Raw genomic sequence first — 1,680 nt, 5'->3', positions numbered from 1 at the left:
CAATCTGTGTGGACACTCATCGTGAGTAATCATCGTATAAGGAGGTGATCCAGCGCCAGGTTCCCCTAGCGCTACCTTGTTACGACTTCACCCCAGTCATGAACCACAAAGTGGTGAGCGTCCTCCCCGAAAGGTTAAACTACCCACTTCTTTTGCAGCCCACTCCCATGGTGTGACGGGCGGTGTGTACAAGGCCCGGGAACGTATTCACCGTGGCATTCTGATCCACGATTACTAGCGATTCCGACTTCATGGAGTCGAGTTGCAGACTCCAATCCGGACTACGACGCACTTTTTGGGATTCGCTCACCATCGCTGGTTGGCAGCCCTCTGTATGCGCCATTGTAGCACGTGTGTAGCCCTACTCGTAAGGGCCATGATGACTTGACGTCGTCCCCACCTTCCTCCGGTTTATCACCGGCAGTCTCCCTGGAGTTCCCGACATTACTCGCTGGCAAACAAGGATAAGGGTTGCGCTCGTTGCGGGACTTAACCCAACATTTCACAACACGAGCTGACGACAGCCATGCAGCACCTGTCTCAGAGTTCCCGAAGGCACACCTGCGTCTCCGCTGGCTTCTCTGGATGTCAAGAGTAGGTAAGGTTCTTCGCGTTGCATCGAATTAAACCACATGCTCCACCGCTTGTGCGGGCCCCCGTCAATTCATTTGAGTTTTAATCTTGCGACCGTACTCCCCAGGCGGTCTACTTAACGCGTTAGCTCCGAAAGCCACGGCTCAAGGCCACAACCTCCAAGTAGACATCGTTTACGGCGTGGACTACCAGGGTATCTAATCCTGTTTGCTCCCCACGCTTTCGCATCTGAGTGTCAGTATCTGTCCAGGGGGCCGCCTTCGCCACCGGTATTCCTTCAGATCTCTACGCATTTCACCGCTACACCTGAAATTCTACCCCCCTCTACAGTACTCTAGTCTGCCAGTTTCAAATGCAATTCCGAGGTTGAGCCCCGGGCTTTCACATCTGACTTAACAAACCACCTGCATGCGCTTTACGCCCAGTAATTCCGATTAACGCTCGCACCCTCCGTATTACCGCGGCTGCTGGCACGGAGTTAGCCGGTGCTTCTTCTGTCGCTAACGTCAAATAATTACGCTATTAACGCAACTACCTTCCTCACGACTGAAAGTGCTTTACAACCCGAAGGCCTTCTTCACACACGCGGCATGGCTGCATCAGGCTTGCGCCCATTGTGCAATATTCCCCACTGCTGCCTCCCGTAGGAGTCTGGACCGTGTCTCAGTTCCAGTGTGGCTGATCATCCTCTCAGACCAGCTAGGGATCGTCGCCTTGGTGAGCCATTACCTCACCAACTAGCTAATCCCACCTGGGCTAATCTTGACGCGAGAGGTCCGAAGATCCCCCTCTTTGGCCCGTAGGCATTATGCGGTATTAGCCATCGTTTCCAATGGTTATCCCCCACATCAAGGCATATTCCCAGGCATTACTCACCCGTCCGCCGCTCGTCAGCAAAGAAAGCAAGCTTTCTCTCTGTTACCGCTCGACTTGCATGTGTTAGGCCTGCCGCCAGCGTTCAATCTGAGCCATGATCAAACTCTTCAATTTAAGATTTTGTCGGCTCAATGAATACTGACTTCAAAACTACTAAAAGTAATCTTAAAGCTATTATCGTTCCAACAGAACGATAATGAATTGACTGTG

1 rRNA gene is annotated in these 1,680 nt (G+C 52.3%); it reads right to left on the bottom strand.

Annotation, left to right across the window (positions count from 1 at the left end):
• Positions 1 to 37: 37 nt before the first annotated feature.
• A 16S ribosomal RNA gene (locus RH86_RS04420) occupies positions 38 to 1,584 on the bottom strand.
• Positions 1,585 to 1,680 lie beyond the last annotated feature (96 nt).

This window comes from Vibrio sp. N418 (assembly GCF_000222565.1).
Lineage (GTDB): Bacteria > Pseudomonadota > Gammaproteobacteria > Enterobacterales > Vibrionaceae > Vibrio > Vibrio scophthalmi.
Note: the sequence above shows the minus strand (reverse complement) of the source record. Positions and strands in the feature narration are given on the sequence as shown.